Genomic DNA, 13988 nt, shown 5'->3' on the forward strand with positions numbered 1-13988 from the left:
TCAGACCCGCACCGTGTTGCGGCGCACCGCCTGCGCCAGCGCGAACAAGCCCCCGGTCAGCACCGCGAGCACCGTGCCGCCGACGACGCACAGCAGCGGATTCCCGCCCGTCATCGGCTCCAGCACCCGGCCAACGCCGAGCATGTACGCGCCCCACGCCGCGGAACTGATCACCGACCACGGCAGGAAGCGGCGCAGCGACAGCCCGAACCTCCCGGCCGCCGCCGTGCTGACCAGCCTCCCTCCCGGGACGAACCGCGCGCCGACCAGCGCCATCCCGGGGCGGCGCAGCAGGTGCCTGCGCACCCACTGCGCGGACCCGCCGCCGTGGTCGACCGCGACGATCCGGTGCGACGAGCGGCCCAGGCCGAACGTGACGAGATCCCCGGCCACCGACCCGACGACCGCGGCGACGAACAGCGCCGCGACCACGACGAGGTCGTCCTCGGCGAAGGCCACGGCCGCCGCGGTCATCAGGAGCGTCTCGCTGGGCAGCACCGGGAACGGCGCGTCGACGGCGATCATCACGATCAGCACCGGCAGCAGCCAGGCGCTGTGCACGACGGCACCCAGGGCCGACACCACATCCACGCGAGTCGTCCCCTCGTCACCGGCCCCGTTCCCGCTCCAGCCTGACAGACGGCCACGGCCGTCCCCCGCCCGGCCGGTAGCGCCGGGGCCCGCGGAGCACCTGATCCCGGTCCGCCGCTCGGAGGTAGGGGGCCACCTCGTCGTGCACGTCACCGGCGAGGTGGAGGCGATGACCGCACCGCGGTGCGCCGACGCCGTCACCGCGGCGCCGGGCGAGGGCTCTACGACTCGGTCGAGGACGCGACCTCGTAGGGCGACTGGCCCATCCGGCGGAGCCGACGCTCAGTTGGCATAGTGCGCGCCGATGGGTGACAGGGGTGACGCGGTGCACATGCGCCTGCTGGCCGTGCCGGCCGCGGCGTCGCTCGTGCGCGAGCGGATGCGCGGCTGGCTCGGCGCGCTGGGCTGGGCCGAGGCCGACCTGGACGACGTGGTGCTCGCGGTGCACGAGGCCGTCACCAACAGCATCGAGCACGGGTACGCGGGCTGCGAGCCGGGCGAGGTGGAGGTCGTCGGCACCCGCACCGTCGACGGGGGCGTGCAGCGCGCCCGGTTCACGGTGCGCGACGAGGGGCGCTGGCGGCCGCCGCGCGATCCGGGGTTCCGCGGCCGGGGCATCACCGTCATGCGCGGGTGCATGGCCGAGGTCACGATCCGGCCCGGGGAGGGGGGTACCGAGGTGGAACTGCTCAGCAGGCCGGTTCCTGCGCACCGGTCACGGACGTCGGCACCGATGTCCGTGCCGGCACCGGAGGTGCGTTCGGCGGTGCAGCGGTACGAGCCGTGACGACGGCGCCGACGGAGCGGCTGCTCGCGAGCATCGAGGCGGACGGCCACGCGCTGGGCGCGGCGGCCCGGTCCGGCCGCGATGCCACCGTGCGCACCTGCCCGGACTGGACGGGGGCCGACCTCCTGGCACACGTGAGCGGCTTCGCCCGCTACCTCGCCGGCCTGTTCGCCGGCCGCATCCCGCTGGCCGGCCCGGTGCCGGTGGTCGCGGCGCGGGAGGCCGAGCAGGCGTGGGACGCCGACCTCGCCGCGCTGGTGACGCTGCTGCGCGACACGCCCGCCGACGCGCCGGTGCCGAACTGGTCGGTGCTGCCCGACACCGCGTCGTTCTGGACCCGCCGGACGGCGCAGGAGCTCGCGGTCCATCGCTGGGACGCCCGGACGACCGGCGAGGACGAGCCGGATCCGGTGCCGGCCGACATCGCGCGCGACGGTATCGCGGAGTACTTCGAGGCGTTCGCGGCCACCGCTATCGCCGCGGGCATGGCACCGCGGGCGCGGGCGACCGTCGCGCTGGAGCTCACCGACACCGGGGATCGCCTCGAGCACCACCTACCCGATCCCGGCCCTGCGACGGTGCTGCGCGGCTCCGCCTCGGACCTGCTGCTCGCGCTGTGGCACCGCCGCGACCTGCTGGCCCACCACGTCGAGGGAGACCGCCTGGTGCTGGAACGGTGGCCGCGGATCTGAGCGGACGGCGCGCGGGTCGGGTCGGCCGTCAGTCGTCGCCGCGCAGCGACAGCACGACCCGCAGCACGTGCTCGACGGCCGACTCGAACACCCCGCCCCGCAGCTCGCCCCTGGCGGCCAGGTTCTGCGCGGCGAACTGCACCATCGGCTCGTGACCGAGCCGGCGCACCAGCGTCGCGGCGATGTCCTCGAGGTCGAGTCCCGGGTGATCCAGGCGCGTCAGCGCGAACTCCACGACGAGCTGGTCGTCGGTCACGATGCCGGCCCGTGACGACGACGGGGGATCCGGCGCCGCAGCCGACCGGTGCGCGGCCACTGCATGGTCCGCATGCTTCCAGAACGCGACCGGTAGGACACCAGTTCGATGGCCCGGGCGCGGACCCCCTGGGATGATCCGGACATGCTGCCCTGGATCGCGCTCGCGGTGAGCGGCCTCGTCTACGCAGCTGCGGTGTGGTGGTCGACGCTCCGGCTGCCCGCCGACGGCGTGCCCCGGCACTTCGACGCGACCGGCGCCGCGGACGCGTTCGGGTCGCGGTCCGACGTGGTGGGCGGCTTCGTCCTCATCGGCGCGGTGATGCTGGGGATCGGCGTCGCCGCGGTGTGCCTGGCCCGGTGGGGGTCGCTGAGACTCGTCAACGTCCCCCACAGGGCGTACTGGCTGCAGGGCGGGCGGACACCGAGGCTGCGGCGGATGCTCGCCACCGACCTGGGTCTGCTGCTGAGCGCCACGGTGGCGTTCCTCGCCGTGATCCCGCTCGCCACCGTGTTCGCGCTGCGGTCCGAGCCTGCCGGGATCCCACCCGCGCTCCTGTGGGGCGCGGTCGGGGCGTTCGCCGCGGCGGTGATCGCGTGGTGCGTGTGGCTGGGGAGGTACCGCTACCACCCCGCCCGGGACAGGTGAGGGTCCCGCCGTCGCACCACCCGTAGCCTCGGGGGATGACCGCCGCACGGACGCTGTTCGAGTTCGACAACGCCTACGCCCGCGAGCTGCCGGGCCTGTCGGTGCCGTGGACGGCCGCACCGGCGCCGCAGCCGCGGCTGCTGGTCCTCAACGAGGAGCTGGCCGCCGAGCTCGGCACCGACGCCGCGCGGCTGCGGGAGCCGGCCGGGGTGGCGCTGCTGCTCGGGCACGGGCTCCCGGACGGCGCGACACCGGTGGCCCAGGCCTACGCGGGCCACCAGTTCGGCAGCTACGTCCCCCGCCTCGGTGACGGCCGGGCGCTGCTGCTCGGCGAGGTGATCGACACGGAGGGCCGCCGCCGCGACGTCCACCTCAAGGGGTCGGGACGCACTCCGTTCGCGCGTGGGGGCGACGGCAAGGCGGTGGTCGGTCCGATGCTGCGGGAGTACCTGATCGGCGAGGCGATGCACGGCCTCGGGATCCCGACGACGCGGGGGCTCGCCGTCGTCGCCACCGGGGAGGAGGTGCTGCGCGAGCGGGGCCCGCTGCCGGGTGCGGTGCTCTGCCGGGTCGCGGCGAGCCACCTGCGTGTGGGCACCTTCCAGTTCGCCGCCGCCTCCGGCGACCGCGCGGTCCTGCGCGCGCTCACCGACCACGCCGTCGCCCGCCACCATCCGGGCGCCTCCCCCCTGGAGTTCTTCCGCCGCGTGGTGCACGCCCAGGCCGAGCTGGTGGCCCGGTGGATGCTCGTCGGCTTCGTGCACGGCGTGCTGAACACCGACAACACGACGATCTCCGGCGAGACGATCGACTACGGCCCGTGCGCGTTCATGGACGCCTACGACCCGGCCACGGTGTTCAGCTCGATCGACCACGGGCGCCGCTACGCCTACGGCAACCAGCCCGCGATCGTGCAGTGGAACCTCGCCCGGCTCGCCGAGAGCATCCTCCCGCTCATCGACGACGACACCGACGCCGCGGTGGCCGCCGCCACCGCCGTGCTGGGCGAGTTCACCGACGTCCACCAGGCCCACCTCGACGAGGGCATGGCGGCGAAGCTCGGGCTCGCGGCACCGGACCGGGAGCTGGCCGCGGACCTGCTGGAGCTGCTGCACGCCCAGCGGGTCGACTACACGGGCTTCTTCCGGGCTCTGGCCGCGGGCACCGCGCGGTCGCTGTTCGCCGAGCCGGAGCCCTTCGACGCCTGGGCGGCGCGGCGCGCGGCGTCGCTGCCCGCGGACCCCGTCGCCGTCGCCGCGTCGATGGACCGGGTCAACCCGCTCTACGTCCCCCGCAACCACCGTGTGGAGGACGCGCTCACCGCCGCGACCGGGGGCGACCTCGCCCCGTTCCACGAGCTGCTCGACGCCGTCTCCCGCCCCTACGAGCAGCGCCCCGGCCTGGAGGCCCACACCGGGCCGGCGCCCGCGGGTGGTGCGCCGCACGTCACCTACTGCGGGACCTGAGGCGCCACGGCCGGGGTCAGGGCCCCGACGGGTCCCGCGGCCCTCGGCCGTCCGCGTACTGCTTGTCCAGGTACATCGCGGTGTCCGCGGCGGCCAGCAGGTTCTCGAGGGCGTCGGCGCATCCGATGCCGTCGCGCGAGCGATGGCGCCCGGGCCGGAAGACCTGCTGATCAGCACCGCGCCCATCGCCCATCGCCCATCGCCCGTCGTCCTCGACCTCTGCGGGGGACACCTGGACGCGACCCGGACGGCTCGTTACGGTCGCCGTGGGAAATATTTCCGTTCGGACCGAAGGGGCGTCCCCGATGGCCGCAGATTTCGTGCAGGACTACCAGACCTTCGATCTCGGTGACTTCGCGCTCCAGCAGGGCGACACGCTCAAGGACGCGAAGCTCGCCTACAAGACGTTCGGCGAGCTGAACGCCGACAAGAGCAACGCGATCGTCTATCCGACGTGGTACTCGGGCTTCCACTGGGACAACGAGTGGCTGATCGGCGAGGACATGGCCCTCGACCCCCGCAAGTACTTCATCATCATCCCGAACATGCTCGGCAACGGGCTCTCGAGCTCGCCGAGCAACACGGCGCCCCCGCACGACCGGGCGAACTTCCCGCACGTCACGTTCCACGACCAGGTCGAGGCACAGCACAGGCTGGTCACCGAGCACTTCGGGATCGAGACGCTGGCGCTCGTCACCGGCTGGTCGATGGGCGCGGGGCAGACCTACCAGTGGGCCGTCAGCCATCCCGACATGGTGCAGCGCGCCGCCCCGTTCTGCGGGTCCTCGAAGACCAGCGAGCACAACGTCGTCTTCCTCGAGGGCGTGAAGGCGGCCCTGACCGGCGGCGACAGCTTCCAGGGCGGCTTCTACGACACGAAGCCGGAGGACAACCTGCGCAGGACGGGCCGCGTGTACGCCGGGTGGGGGTTCTCCCAGGCCTTCTTCTGGGACCGCGTCTACACCGACATGGGCCACTCGCACCGGCTCGGCGTCGACCTGGCCTTCCCGACGCTCGAGGACTTCCTCGTCCAGTACTGGGAGGGCCACTTCCTCGACCGCCGCGACGTCAACGACCTGCTGTCGATGCTCTGGACCTGGCAGCACGGCGACGTCGGCCGGACCCCCGGGTTCGACGGCGACCACGTCCGGGCTCTGCGGTCGATCAAGGCCCGGCTCATCGCCATGCCCGCCCGGAAGGACCTCTACTTCCCGCCGGAGGACGAGGAGTACGCGTCGCAGTACATCCCCCACGGGGAGGTCCGGGTCATCCCGGGCGTGTGGGGTCACTTCGCCGGCAGCGGTGACTGCGCGGTCGATCGCACGTGGATCGATGGCGTCCTGAGGGAACTACTCGCAAGCTGACACCCCGCGGTCGGCGACGGCCTCTACTCGCCACCGGCGAAGCAGCCACCCGTTCCCGCTGGTCGGGGACGAGCTCGCGGTCGGCGCCCCGTCGCCACGGGTCACGACACGCGCTCGCGGTGCGCGGCGTCGACCAGCTCGACGTACTCGGGGTGTCGGCGGATGTAGGCCGCGATGTACGGGCACAGCGGGATCACCTGGAGCCCCCGGCCCCGGACTCTCCCGAGTGCCGCCTGCGCGAGTCGCCCAGCCAGGCCGCGGCCCTGCTGATCGTCGTCGATCTCGGTGTGGGTGAACACCGCCCGGCCCGATCGCAGCCGGTACTCCGCGAAGCCGGCGAGCTCACCGTCGACGGTGATCTCGAAGCGCGAGCGCTCAGGCGCATCGGCCACAGCCACCTCGTGCGCGTGCTCGTCCATACATCCCTCCTCTCGTGGTCGGATGCCGATCGGCTCCCGGTGATGACGCTGCTGGGTTCGCCGTCTCCTCCGCCGAGGACGACCGTGCAGGCACGTCAGCGGGTGCGGCCGCGTGGCCGCAGCGGCGTTCGCGGCATGGTCGGGGCCGGCATCGGGTCGCCCTCGTAGCCGGTCACGGTGCCGAACCGCTCGCCGGCGACCCAGGCCTCGCGCGCCCCGGCGACCTCCTCCCCGCTGGAACCCAGGAAGTTCCACCACATGACGATCTCCTCGGCGAACGGTTCACCACCCATGAGCAACAACCGGGCCGGGGCGTTGGTGCGCAGCCGCAGCTCGCGGCGGCCGGTGCCGAGGTAGAGCAGGGCCCCGGGACCGAGTCGGGCGCCGGCGACATCGGCGCTGCCGGTCGCGGTGAGGACGCCGTGCTCGAAATCCGGTTCCAGCGGCAGCACCACGTCAGCACCGGCGTCGAGGGCGAGGTCGACCCCGATCAGCGGCGAGAACACCCGGCCCGGCGAGTGCGCCCCGGCCATCTCGCCCAGCAGCACGGTGGCGGTCATCCCGCGCTGGGTGAGCACGGGGAGCGCGGTGTGGTGGGTGAAGTCGGGCGCGATCCCGCGGTCGGCCTCGGGCAGCGCCACCCACAGCTGCGCGCCGTGCAGCAGGGCGGGATGAGCCACCGGGGACTGCTCGGCGTGCGCGATCGCCCGGCCGGCGGTCATCAGGGCCAGCTCGCCGGGGCGGATCAGCGCGTCGCAGCCCGTGCTGTCGCGGTGGTGGATCTCGCCGGCGAGCAGCCAGCTCACGGTCTGCAGACCGATGTGCGGGTGCGGTGGGACCTGCATCCCCGGCCCGACGGCGATGTCGTCGGGCCCGTAGTGGTCGATGAAGCACCAGGCGCCGATCAGGCGCCTGCCCAGGGTGGGCAGCAACCGACGCACCCTGGTGCTCTCGCCGAGGACGACCTCGCGGCCGGGGAGCACCTCGACCACGGGCTCGGCCGGGACGTCGCCGCGGCCGCCGCACACCAGCACGCCCGGATCGCGTTCCAGGTTGCTCATCGCCGTCCTCCAGTCGCCGATCCGCTCAGCCCGCTCGGCCACCCTGCCCGGCGACCCGTATGGAACGTAGCTCGCGGGGTCGAGGCCGGGCCTGCCCACCTGGTCGTCCTCGAGGGCGTGCCCGACCTCGGCCTCGGTGTTCATCACGGACGGGCCTGCCCGGACGATCGGTTCGTGGATCGGGTGGCCACCCAGGGTGACTACGTCCAGGCCAGGCAGCCGGGTCTCCTGCCGATCGGCGCTGGCGACGATGAGCGTGTCGCCGGCGCCACACCCGCGGTCGTTCACCGCGTTGTCCGGGCTGAGCAGGTGGTCATCGGGCCGGACCGGTTCGGCTGACATCTTCGGTCCCCCTCACGCGGCCCGGAACCCGGCGACCGGTTCCCGGGTGAGCAGCGCGCCGCCCTCGCGGCTGACCGGCAGTTCCAGCTTGTGCAGCGATGCGGCCGCGGCGTCGAGGTCATCGGGGTCGTCGACACCGACCCGGATCTCCACCAGGCGGCGCGCCGGGGCCGGCACCAGGCGGAGCTGGCGCCCGCCGTCGGTGGTGGCCAGCCGTCCCCGGCGGGCGCGAGCCCGAACTGCCGGTAGTAGTCGATGGTCTCCTCGACGTTCGGCACGCCGACGGTGATCGAGGCCAGCCGGTGCAGCGGCATCGTCGCCACCTTCCTCTCTGGTGTGCTCTCAGGCCTCGGCCGGGGCGACGAGGCGGTGCCGCATCTCGCCGATACCGTCGACGTAGCTGACCAGCTCGTCGCCGTCGGCGAGAAAACGTTGCGGGGTACGGCCCAGGCCGACCCCGGCGGGGGTTCCGGTGAAGATGACGTCACCGGGCAGCAGCGGGGTGACCGCGGACAGCCGCTGCACCAGCTCGGCGATCGGGAAGACCATGTCGCGGGTCCGGCCCTTCTGCACCTGCTGCCCGTTGATCAGGCAACCCAGCTCGAGGTCGTCGCGGTCGGCGAGCTCGTCGGGAGTGACCAGGACCGGACCGATCGGGCCGAAGCCCGGGTGCGATTTGCCCAGGCTGAACTGCGGCGCCGGGCCGGTGAGCTGCAGGCGGCGCTCGGAAAGGTCCTGGCCGACCGCGAGGCCGGCCATGTGTTCCCAGGCCCTGGCGGCCGGAACCCGGTGCGCCCGGGCACCGATCACGACCACCAGCTCGACCTCCCAATCGACGTCGCCCGCGGGAAGGGTGATGTCGCCGGTCGGGCCGGTGATGCTGGTGACGAACTTGGTGAACACCGGTGGCTGCTCGGGGACGGACAGCCCGGACTCGCCCGCGTGGTCGACGTAGTTCAGCCCGATCGCGAACACCTGCCGCGGTTCCGGCGCCGGGCTGCCCAGCAGCGTGACGTCGAGCGGCGCGCGGTGCGCGGGCTCGATCGCGTCCGGCTCCATCCCGGCGGCCCACCCCGCGAACTCGTCCCAGACCTCGAACACGTCCTGCGGCTCCGGCTCGAACTTGCCGCCGCTCGCCCCGTACACGTCGACGGCCGAGCCGTCGGCGGCCACCAGCACCAGTCGCCCCGCGAGGTTCGCGATCCGCATGTCCTACCTCCTGCAATCGGAATGGACTCCTGTGTACTCGCCCACATTCGACGCGTCAAGAAAGTTTCGAATGTTGCTTCAATGATCGTATCTAGCTACTGTGATGGCATGGTGAGACGGGCGGCGGGCCGCACCAGGACCGACCTGGTGCACGACCGGCTGCGGTCGGACATCCTTGACGGGCACCTACGCCCCGGGCAGCGATTGAAGTTCCCCGACCTGTGCGAGCAGTACGACGCGAGCGTCGGCGTGGCCCGCGAGGCGCTGGCGCGACTGGCCGCGCAGGGGCTGGTCCGCGGGCAGAGCCGCCAGGGCTACCAGGTGGCTCCGCTCTCGCAGGACGACCTGTCCGACCTGACGAGCGCGCGGGTCGAGGTCGAGTCCCTGGTGCTGCACCGCTCGGTCGTCGAGGGCGACGTGGAGTGGGAAGCCACGGCGATCGGCGCGCACCATGTACTGGAGCGGGCCCACTTCACCGCCCCGGACGACCCGCGCCGGGTCACCGACCAGTGGGCGGACGCGCACGCGGCCTTCCACAACGCCCTGCTCGCCGGCTGCACCAACCGGCGGCTGATGCAGACCGCCGCGTCCCTGCGCGCGGAGGCCGAGCTCTACCGGCGCTGGTCGGTCTCCCTGGGCCACGAGCCCGACCGCGACATCAGCGCCGAACACCGCGGGCTGTTGGACGCCGCTGTGGCGCGCGACCCCGACCTCGCCGCGGAGCGGCTGCGCCAGCACATCGCGCACACCGCACAGCTGCTGATCACCTGCGCCGACGAGGATGCGACGGACCTGCGGTGATTGGAGCACACGGACATCGGACGACGATCATGAGGCTCCGGGGTACGAAGCGAGCAGTGTCGCGCCTGGCATCTCGCGGTGACCGGTCGTGCACTTCGAGGGGCGTGGCCGCGGTCGATGTCGCGCAGGAGTATGCGGGCTCTTCGATCTTGGCCGGGAAGTGCAGTACAGACCATGATCGTCCGATCGGCCGAATTGACCGAGGCCTCGCTGCCCGTACGGCGTCAGCCGACCTTGATCTGCTCATCACCGAAGTTCGCCACAAGCTGGAGATCGCCGCCGAGCGCGCTGACGTAGCGATCGAGTACGTCGATCCCGGCCAGCTCGCCGTTCTCGATCTGGCTCACCCGCCCGACCGTCACGCCCATCGCCTGCGCGACCTGACGCTGGGTGAGTCCCCGCCGCTTGCGCATCTCGGCCAGACGATGAGCACGGACCTGCGCGAGCAACCGGGTCTTGCCGTGCTCGACGTCCTGCTCACCGATCGCCTCGACATGCTTGCCCCGGATCTCCGACCACCGAACCGTGCTCATAGCCCGCCCTCCTCGACCTCTGCCGTGCGTTCCTTCAGATACGTCTCGCGGGATCGCCTGCCGATACCACTCGCGCCACCGACCGGACTTGTCTCCCGCCACCAACAGCACCGAGCTGCGCCACGGGTCGAGCGCGAACAAGATCCGCATCTCCGTCGTACCCGCAGACCTCGGACGCAGCTCCTTCAGGTTGTGCAGCGACGACCCCTTGATCCGGTCCACCAGCGGACGGCCGAGGTTCGGACCACTCTCAGCCAACGCCTCGATCGCGTACACCGCCTGACGGTGGCTGTCCGGGTCGTCGGCGGCCAGTCGATCGAGCCACCGGTCGATCTCGCCGGTCAGGTAGATCCCCCACACGACCCCTCCTCGACCGCATCGAGTTTAGCTTCCGCTATACCTGGGCGCTAGACCATAGAACCCCGACCGAGCACGACGGCCTCGGTACGCATCGACCTCAGGAGTCATCCCGAGTTCGCACCACCAGTTGACTCGTGCCACATTTCGCACCACGCGGGGCGAGTGAAGATGGCAATTACACTGCAAAGCTGCAGGTCAAACGTAGAGCGGGCGACGGGAATCGAACCCGCGTAGCTAGTTTGGAAGACTAGGGCTCTACCATTGAGCTACGCCCGCAGCGTCCGGTGAACCGGACTTCCGCAGCCTAGCCGATCCCGTGCCGTGCACACCTCCCGGTCGCCGTGCACAGTTCGGAGCGTGTGCACGGCGACCGAAGAGTGTGCACCGTCAGGCGCTGCGGCTCGCGTGCACCACGAGGTTGTCCTCGTAGCTGCGCTCGCCACGGTCGAACTCCCCCGCGCAGGTGACCAGGCGCAACACGTCGTCGCGCGTGGCGCCGAACACCTCGAACGTCGGGAACTCGTCCTTGCTCACCTGCTCGATGCGGTCCACCGAGTAGACGGCGACGGCACCTCCCGCGGTTCTCACCTCCACGACGTCACCGGGAACGAGGTCACGCAGGCGGTAGAAGACCGCCGGGCCGTCGGGGGAGTCGACGTGCCCGAGCACTACCGTCGGCCCGATCACCCCGGGGCGGCCGCCTTCCCGGAACCAGCCGGCGAGGGCGTAGTCGGCCGGCACCTCCGCACTGCCGTCGGGCTGCAGGCCCAGGTCCAGGAGCTCGGACCCGACCCCGATCGCCGGGATGGCGATGGCGGTGGGTTCGGCGGCGGCGAGGACGTCGTCCGGGATGACGTCCGGGACGGGTCCGGCGTAGAAGGTCACGCCGTCGTGGACCATCGACCCGTCTGCGGCCACGGTGTGCCCCCCACCGTGACCCGGTCCGTGGCCCTCCGAGCCGGCCGTGGCCAGCCCGGACATCAGCAGCCCGGCCGCAGCCAGGGCTACCGCGGACCCGATTGCCTGCGCCAGCACCGACCGCCGGGATCCGGTCGACTCAGTCCGTGGCACGGCGACGCACGGCCGTGATGCCGACGCCCGCCGCACCGAGCAGGGCCAGCGCGCCGAGCGCGGCCGGCATCCACTCGCCGTCCGCAGCCGCCGTGCCACCGGCACCGGTGTCCACGCCACCCATCGGCACGGCGCTGAGCTGCCCACGCATCGCGCCGGGCACGAAGTCCGCCGTGTGCACGTCGGCGTAGTAGCCCGCCGGGTCCGACTCGATCTCGGCCAGGGTGAACCCGTCGCCCGTGTCGGTCCCTTCGGGGGCCACGCCCGTCGTGAACGGGCCCTGCAGGCAGCCGGAACTGGTCAGGGTTCCGTCACCGGCGTCGGTGGGGTTCGGGAACACGATGCGCGGGGGACCGGAGGTGCCGGCCGCCGCCTCGTGGATGTGGGTCGCCGTCCGGGCCGGACTCTCGTACTCGGCGGTGATCCCCTCCACCGTGATGTCGTAGCAGATGATCTCCTGGTCGCTGTTGATGCGGAAGTTCCAGGTACCGGTCGCCCCCTCCGGCCCCGGAACCGCCATCCCGTCGGCGTTCACGACCATGTCCGGCGTCGTCGTGGTGGTGAACATGCTGGTGAACGTGTCGGGCTCGGGCACCTCGGTGTCCTGAGCGAAGGCGGGCCCTGCGGACAGGGCGAACGCGGCGGTGGTCGTCGCGCTCAGGATCGCGACTCGACGGACGGTGGTTCGCATGCGGTTCCTCCCGGGGGATACGTGTCGGTTCGTCCGTTGCTACGCAGGTGAGACCTCCACCGTTCAAGCCCGTCCGACCCTTTCTCGACGTCGGCCTGCAACCCGTTCGGGCAAGCGGCATACACTCCCCCGGACGGGGTGTGGCGCAGCTTGGTAGCGCACTCGCTTTGGGAGCGAGGGGCCGTGGGTTCAAATCCCGCCACCCCGACCAGGTCAGACAGGGCAAGGATGCCTTGCAAGATCGTTTGACAGCGATCGTTGAGAGCAGCGCGGGTGATCGCAGTCCGCCCGTGAGCTGGTCGTCGAGCACGGCGAGCGCGGCGCGCTGACCGTCCAGGAAGACGTGCGCGTAGACGTTCATGGTCATCTCGATGGCCGAGTGTCCGACGATCTCCATCACGACGCGCGGGCTGACACCGAGCGTGCGCAGCAGGTTGACGCACGTGGCGCAGGTCGTGCGGCCGGCCACGGCGCAGGCCGTGCCGGGCGCACGGGGCGTGGGAGGTGCGGGTGGGCGTGCGCGGTTCGAGCGGCGTCCCGACCGACGACGTGAAGCCGGAGGGAGTGTCCCGCCGGCGCCGGGCGTCGGCCCGCCCCGCCTCGTCCCCGACGTCGACCCGATCCGCCGCCGTCCCGTCGACGGGGGTGTCCTTGCTTGCGAGGCGACGAGTTTCGGTCCGCTGTGGCGTCCAATGAGCATGCCGATGACGACGAGAGTGCTGAGTGAGTCCGTTCCGGTGTCCGACCAGAACGCCGCACTGAGGTTCTATACCGAGGTGCTGGGGTGCGACCTGCGCACCGATGTGCAGCTCTGGCCAGGAGCGCGGATGGTCGAGGTCGCGCCGCCGGGCTCGAGTGTCTCCGTGGTACTGCTGCCTCCCGACAGCCAGATCCCGGTCGCGATCCGGCTGGGCACCTCGGACGCTCGACGGGCCCACGACACGCTCCGTGACGCCGGTGTGACGCTGCACGACGCCGAGCTGGTCCTCATGGACGGCGTGCCGGCGATGTTCTCCTTCACCGACCCCGACGGCAACGGCGTGGTCTACATGGAGGAGTACGACCCGCGCGAGCCCCGCTGACCACCGCGACGTTCCGCTGATCGACACGAAGGAGGACCACGATCATGGCGAACCCCGAGGAACTGGACATCACGTTCACCGCTCGGCTGGGCAAGGTGCGCCCGGGTGACACCTGGACCTGCGTCCAGCTACCCGACTCAGCGACGATCTTCGGCACCCGGGGCCTGGTCAAGGTCGCCGGTACCGTCGACGGCCAACCGTTCACCGGGGCGTTCATGGCCCTGGGCGACGGGACCCACAAGCTCCCGGTGGCCGACCCCATCCGTAGGGCCATCGGCAAGAGCGACGGTGACGACGTCGAGATCCACCTCACCGAGCGGCTCAACTGAACCGCATCCGCGGGCGCCCGGGGCCGGGCCGTCACCTCCGGCGGCGATGGCTCGGCCCAGGACCCGGCACCGCCTCGCCCACCGGCGGGGTTGGTCGCGGGGGTGCGACGGCGCTGTCGCGCGATCACGAAGCCGCCCGACGCGAGCCCGCGTTCCGCGTAATTCGGCCGGTCTGGAGATCCTGGGCGGGTGAGGCTGCAGGTCAGGGCGGTGCGGGTGGCTGTCGAACCGAGAAACGCCTAGAGAAACGCCTGGCTGGGTAGCTGCTGCTGGGCGAGCCGTGATG

The 13988-nt window shown here is 72.0% G+C and carries 18 protein-coding genes and 2 tRNA genes; 9 read left to right on the forward strand and 11 right to left on the reverse strand.

Annotated features, from left to right (window positions below):
• Positions 1–591 (reverse strand): VTT domain-containing protein, encoded by a 591-nt coding sequence (locus tag Q1K26_RS08700; protein WP_300009066.1) that lies wholly within the window; start codon positions 589–591, stop codon positions 1–3.
• A 304-nt stretch (positions 592–895) separates the two neighbouring features.
• Here Q1K26_RS08700 and Q1K26_RS08705 point away from each other — a divergent pair, with 304 nt between their 5' ends.
• Together Q1K26_RS08705 and Q1K26_RS08710 are read left to right on the forward strand one after the other, a co-directional pair.
• Complete coding sequence (locus tag Q1K26_RS08705; RefSeq protein ID WP_300009067.1) at positions 896–1378, forward strand: ATP-binding protein; 483 nt, start codon at positions 896–898, stop codon at positions 1376–1378.
• Complete coding sequence (locus tag Q1K26_RS08710) at positions 1375–2070, forward strand: maleylpyruvate isomerase family mycothiol-dependent enzyme (protein WP_300009068.1); 696 nt, start codon at positions 1375–1377, stop codon at positions 2068–2070. The genes Q1K26_RS08705 and Q1K26_RS08710 overlap by 4 nt, the downstream gene beginning before the upstream one ends.
• Before the next feature lie 28 nt (positions 2071–2098).
• Here the strand turns inward: Q1K26_RS08710 and Q1K26_RS08715 are convergent, their stop codons facing one another.
• Positions 2099–2326: a hypothetical protein gene (locus tag Q1K26_RS08715; RefSeq protein ID WP_300009069.1), complete on the reverse strand. Its 228-nt coding sequence runs from the start codon at positions 2324–2326 to the stop codon at positions 2099–2101.
• A 144-nt stretch (positions 2327–2470) separates the two neighbouring features.
• Here Q1K26_RS08715 and Q1K26_RS08720 point away from each other — a divergent pair, with 144 nt between their 5' ends.
• Both Q1K26_RS08720 and Q1K26_RS08725 read left to right on the forward strand, forming a co-directional pair.
• Entirely contained in the window at positions 2471–2974 is a 504-nt protein-coding gene (locus Q1K26_RS08720) for a hypothetical protein (protein WP_300009070.1), read from the forward strand.
• A gap of 35 nt (positions 2975–3009) precedes the next feature.
• Entirely contained in the window at positions 3010–4440 is a 1431-nt protein-coding gene (locus Q1K26_RS08725) for a protein adenylyltransferase SelO (RefSeq protein ID WP_300009071.1), read from the forward strand.
• Between the two features lie 16 nt (positions 4441–4456).
• Here Q1K26_RS08725 and Q1K26_RS08730 read toward each other — a convergent pair whose 3' ends face one another.
• Positions 4457–4672, reverse strand: coding sequence for a hypothetical protein (locus tag Q1K26_RS08730; protein WP_300009072.1), 216 nt, complete (start codon positions 4670–4672; stop codon positions 4457–4459).
• Between the two features lie 73 nt (positions 4673–4745).
• On the opposite strand from Q1K26_RS08730, the gene Q1K26_RS08735 reads away from it, so the two are divergent.
• Positions 4746–5804 carry an alpha/beta fold hydrolase gene (locus Q1K26_RS08735; RefSeq protein WP_300009073.1) on the forward strand — a complete coding sequence of 353 codons (1059 nt, stop codon included), beginning with the start codon at positions 4746–4748 and terminating at the stop codon, positions 5802–5804.
• Positions 5805–5905: 101 nt separating this feature from the next.
• Here Q1K26_RS08735 and Q1K26_RS28720 read toward each other — a convergent pair whose 3' ends face one another.
• The 4 genes from Q1K26_RS28720 to Q1K26_RS08755 all read right to left on the reverse strand — a co-directional run bounded on the left by Q1K26_RS28720 (position 5906) and on the right by Q1K26_RS08755 (position 8835).
• Positions 5906–6427: a GNAT family N-acetyltransferase gene (locus Q1K26_RS28720; RefSeq protein ID WP_363320446.1), complete on the reverse strand. Its 522-nt coding sequence runs from the start codon at positions 6425–6427 to the stop codon at positions 5906–5908.
• Positions 6319–7626, reverse strand: a complete 1308-nt coding sequence (locus tag Q1K26_RS08745; RefSeq protein ID WP_300009075.1) for a pirin-like C-terminal cupin domain-containing protein — start codon at positions 7624–7626, stop codon at positions 6319–6321. The genes Q1K26_RS28720 and Q1K26_RS08745 overlap by 109 nt, the downstream gene beginning before the upstream one ends.
• A gap of 12 nt (positions 7627–7638) precedes the next feature.
• Positions 7639–7803, reverse strand: a complete 165-nt coding sequence (locus Q1K26_RS08750) for a hypothetical protein (RefSeq protein ID WP_300009076.1) — start codon at positions 7801–7803, stop codon at positions 7639–7641.
• 165 nt (positions 7804–7968) lie between these two features.
• Complete coding sequence (locus Q1K26_RS08755) at positions 7969–8835, reverse strand: fumarylacetoacetate hydrolase family protein (RefSeq protein WP_300009077.1); 867 nt, start codon at positions 8833–8835, stop codon at positions 7969–7971.
• A 108-nt stretch (positions 8836–8943) separates the two neighbouring features.
• On the opposite strand from Q1K26_RS08755, the gene Q1K26_RS08760 reads away from it, so the two are divergent.
• The gene (locus tag Q1K26_RS08760) at positions 8944–9636 is read left to right on the forward strand and encodes an FCD domain-containing protein (RefSeq protein ID WP_300009078.1); all 693 of its coding nucleotides are present in this window, start codon (positions 8944–8946) and stop codon (positions 9634–9636) included.
• A gap of 224 nt (positions 9637–9860) precedes the next feature.
• On the opposite strand, the gene Q1K26_RS28725 is transcribed toward Q1K26_RS08760, so the two are convergent.
• The 4 genes from Q1K26_RS28725 to Q1K26_RS08785 form a co-directional block, all read right to left on the reverse strand.
• On the reverse strand, positions 9861–10529 hold the full coding sequence (locus tag Q1K26_RS28725; RefSeq protein WP_363320444.1) for a type II toxin-antitoxin system RelE/ParE family toxin: 669 nt from the start codon (positions 10527–10529) through the stop codon (positions 9861–9863).
• Positions 10530–10734: 205 nt separating this feature from the next.
• Positions 10735–10805: transfer RNA gene (locus Q1K26_RS08775), tRNA-Gly, on the reverse strand.
• A gap of 111 nt (positions 10806–10916) precedes the next feature.
• Complete coding sequence (locus Q1K26_RS08780) at positions 10917–11564, reverse strand: sortase (RefSeq protein ID WP_300009080.1); 648 nt, start codon at positions 11562–11564, stop codon at positions 10917–10919.
• Positions 11565–11586: 22 nt separating this feature from the next.
• A complete protein-coding gene (locus Q1K26_RS08785) occupies positions 11587–12291 on the reverse strand; it encodes a CHRD domain-containing protein (RefSeq protein WP_300009081.1) in 705 nt (234 codons plus the stop codon).
• 134 nt (positions 12292–12425) lie between these two features.
• Between Q1K26_RS08785 and Q1K26_RS08790 the strand changes: the two genes are divergently transcribed.
• The 3 genes from Q1K26_RS08790 to Q1K26_RS08800 all read left to right on the forward strand — a co-directional run bounded on the left by Q1K26_RS08790 (position 12426) and on the right by Q1K26_RS08800 (position 13702).
• Positions 12426–12502: transfer RNA gene (locus tag Q1K26_RS08790), tRNA-Pro, on the forward strand.
• Between the two features lie 493 nt (positions 12503–12995).
• Complete coding sequence (locus Q1K26_RS08795; protein ID WP_300009082.1) at positions 12996–13373, forward strand: VOC family protein; 378 nt, start codon at positions 12996–12998, stop codon at positions 13371–13373.
• Between the two features lie 44 nt (positions 13374–13417).
• Positions 13418–13702 (forward strand): DUF1905 domain-containing protein, encoded by a 285-nt coding sequence (locus Q1K26_RS08800; RefSeq protein ID WP_300009083.1) that lies wholly within the window; start codon positions 13418–13420, stop codon positions 13700–13702.
• The last annotated feature ends 286 nt before the right edge of the window (positions 13703–13988 follow it).

It is taken from the genome of Pseudonocardia sp. (genome assembly GCF_029263155.1).
GTDB lineage: Bacteria > Actinomycetota > Actinomycetes > Mycobacteriales > Pseudonocardiaceae > Pseudonocardia.